Below are 3,080 nucleotides of genomic sequence, written 5' to 3'. Positions count from 1 at the left end.
TAACGAATTACCGATTTCTGTCCCACTCTATTTTCTTTTATTCAAACTAGATAAGATATACCTAGAAACCACCTAGACTAGCCCGTTTACCTTCCATTTCATGTAAAGTTCCTATTCTGCACGGACTCCTTCATAGCAATACTAGCCACCCTTAAACCATAGAAGCCTATTTTATCAAGAACAATAGAAAAACCAGCGGTCTCGAGTCTCCACTGGTTTCTTTATGGTAATCGTTTGGATTATGCAGCCAAAACTTTGCGTCCTTTACGACGACGAGCTGCCAATACGCGACGACCGTTTTTAGTTGACATACGGTTACGGAATCCGTGTTTGCGCGCACGACGAAGTTTACTTGGTTGATAAGTACGTTTCACGATGAATACCTCCTCATAGATTTTGTATTCGTTTAGCCGGCTATAAAGTGATCAGTTACTAAACATACTTTACTATTCTATCGGATTCTCTCCTGTTTGTCAATAGTATTGGAAGAATTGTTTCTTTTTGGAAACGAAATCATTCAAATCGTGTCGCTTCATAGAAAGGAATCAAGGCTGTCATAGCCTGCTCAAGCTCTGACAGAACTTCCTGCTTACTTGTAGCTTTAGAAAGATTGACATCATATTTGATCAAAACCTTGCGGACTAATCCTGTAGTCACCTGCTGGCTTAGGTGCTGCCTATTTTCCTCCGTAGCTTCGAAGCGTTGACTCTGGCCATCTATCTGGGCAAAATAGTAAGCTGGCGGCTGGATGGGTAGATTCAGCACTCGATTTTGCTTGCTGAGACTGTGCTCATCTTTCTTGCGCTCCATAAAGCTTACCTCCAGCGACACTCCAAAATCTTCTGCAGTTCCATACAAGCGCAGAGCGAACATGGGCTCTGTGATTTCCCCATAGCCTCTTAGATAATTCCAAAAATGTGGGCGTAAGATCTGAGCCTGATTCAGCCAATTGCTGGTCCGCTCCAGACTCAGCTTAGGATAGAGAGCCTGAAAGTCCCGAACCAAGTTCGCAAACTCCTGCCGAGCAGCCTGGCCTCTAGCTTTCAAATCCAACATTGTCTCTCGCAGTTCCCCTGCCTTATCTGGTGAAATGTATTTACTTCCTTGAACAGTCAAAAACGACTCAATAGCTGGAAAAAGTGACATGGAATTTTCTCCTTTCTGTATCTAAAAACCAGCTGAGCAGCTGGTTAAGATTTATTCCGAATCAATATCTACAACAACGTAGCGGTTAGGCTCATCGCCTTCTGAATAGCTAGTCACACCATCAATTCTTGAGATGATCCGGTGGATGATTTTACGCTCACTATTAGACATAGGATCCGTATGCTGGCTGCGACGGTCTTCTAGAGCACGCTGAGCCAATTTTTGCGCATAGCTTTGCAAAACTTCAGCACGATGCTCCACATAGTCATTTACATTTATAGAAATGTAAAAACTCTTGGAATATTGATTGTAAAGATAATTCTGAGCCAACAGCTGCAAGGCTTTCAAGACTTTACCGTGGTAACCAATCACGCGCCCTGGCTCATTCGTATCAATTTGCATATTGATTGTTCGGCGATTGTGGCTACTAGAAAGAGTCGCTTCAACATCCATTTCATCCACAATCTTTTGCACATATGTAGTCACACTTGCGACAACTTCTTCAATATCACAATCATCCTCAACCTGGATCCCCAAGTCAAAGAAGGACGACTCAGCTGTCTCTTGCTGACTAGGTACCACTTCTGCTAAAGAGCTATCTTCCTCTGAGTCCTTCAGAGTCTGTGCTTCATCAATCGCTTGACTGGTCTTTAAGAAATCAATTACACCTGTTTCTTCCAGAATGGTACTGGCGTCTTTATCGTTTTTAAGAATTTCAGCCTTGATTTTTTCTGAAACAGCTTCACCTTCGCCTTCGGCCTTTTTGATAGCTGTCACCACTCGCCCTAAGTCGACTGTTGCTTCACTAACGCTTTGTACCGGCTCGTTTTGCGCATTGATTTCCTCAGGAACTCCTTTTACCGCCTGTTGGTTGGCCTTGGCCACAGTCGTTTCAGCAATCGGCTCCACATCTACCTGCGCAGGTTTCTTGCCAAATAAACCGAGAAAACCTTTCTTTTCACGCGAAACAACAGTAATATGTGCTCTCATTCGTGGGATATCCAGCGTTTTTAGTCCATTTTGAATCGCTTCTTCAACACTTGCTCCTGTAAAAATAACCATCTGCAAGAGTCCTCCTTTTTACTTTTTCTTTTTCTGTGCTTTTTGAAGGGCACGTTTTTTCTTCATTTCCAATTGACGCTCCGCCTTTGCCTTCGCTTCACGTTCAGCAATAATCTTAAAAGGATTACTCAAAAGCAAGGTCTGACCGACTTGATAGGCGTTAGAAACCGTCCAGTAAAGAGCGACCCCGCTGGCTGCATACACCGCAAAGAAGAAAATCAATACAGGCATCAGGTAGGTCATCACTGCCGTCCCACCATTTTTCTCTGGCAAAGCCTTATTAGATAGCCAAGTGCTAAAGAAAGTAAAGAGAGCAGCGAGAATAGGTAAGATAAAGGTCGGATCTGTTGTTCCTAGATTGAGCCAGAGGAAGTGACCAGTTTTTAGAAACTCAACTCGTGTCAGAGCTTGGAAAAGTGCCACAAGCACTGGCATTTGGATAAAGAGCGGAAGGAATGCAGCATAGGGATTGACTCCCATTTCTTTATAAAGCTTGCTGGTTTCCTCTGCTAAAGCTGCTCTGCTATCCATATCTTTGCCTGGATATTTTTCCTGAAGTTTCTTGATATGAGGCTGAACTTCCTGCATCTTTCTAGATGAGGTCGTCTGAAATTGAAAGACTGGCAACAAGACTGTCCGAATAATCAACGTGAAGAGAATGATCCCGATCCCTGTACTTCCATTAAAGGACAAGAATTGAATCATCTCCGCAAAGAAATAAACTAATTTCTCCCAAAAATCACTTGAATTAGCGGTCACTTCGCTGGTGCCACAAGCCGTCAAAATAAGCAGCGAAGCCGCTAAAAGAAATCCTATCTTACTCTTCTTTTTCACAAACAAATCCTTCCTGATAAATTCTTGCAACTTTCAAG

General features: G+C 43.0%; 4 protein-coding genes. All 4 read right to left on the bottom strand.

The window, feature by feature from the left end; all coding sequences use genetic code 11:
• Positions 1-239: 239 nt before the first annotated feature.
• Entirely contained in the window at positions 240-374 is a 135-nt protein-coding gene (rpmH, locus tag A0765_RS10085; protein ID WP_000831905.1) for a 50S ribosomal protein L34, read from the bottom strand.
• 139 nt (positions 375-513) lie between these two features.
• A complete protein-coding gene (locus A0765_RS09700; protein WP_062006369.1) occupies positions 514-1,146 on the bottom strand; it encodes a hypothetical protein in 633 nt (210 codons plus the stop codon).
• Positions 1,147-1,197: 51 nt separating this feature from the next.
• Positions 1,198-2,208, bottom strand: a complete 1,011-nt coding sequence (gene jag, locus A0765_RS09695; RefSeq protein ID WP_062006367.1) for an RNA-binding cell elongation regulator Jag/EloR — start codon at positions 2,206-2,208, stop codon at positions 1,198-1,200.
• A gap of 18 nt (positions 2,209-2,226) precedes the next feature.
• Complete coding sequence (locus A0765_RS09690; RefSeq protein WP_005592102.1) at positions 2,227-3,042, bottom strand: YidC/Oxa1 family membrane protein insertase; 816 nt, start codon at positions 3,040-3,042, stop codon at positions 2,227-2,229.
• Positions 3,043-3,080: the final 38 nt, after the last annotated feature.

The sequence above is a fragment of the Streptococcus cristatus genome, from assembly GCF_001588905.1.
Taxonomy (GTDB): Bacteria; Bacillota; Bacilli; order Lactobacillales; family Streptococcaceae; genus Streptococcus; species Streptococcus cristatus_N.
This window is presented reverse-complemented; position numbering and strand designations above follow the sequence as displayed.

Coding starts and splice junctions, on each gene's coding strand:
- jag (WP_062006367.1), bottom strand. CDS start 2,208: ATGGTTATTTTTACAGGAGCAAGTGTTGAAGAAGCGATTCAAAATGGA.
- A0765_RS09700 (WP_062006369.1), bottom strand. CDS start 1,146: ATGTCACTTTTTCCAGCTATTGAGTCGTTTTTGACTGTTCAAGGAAGT.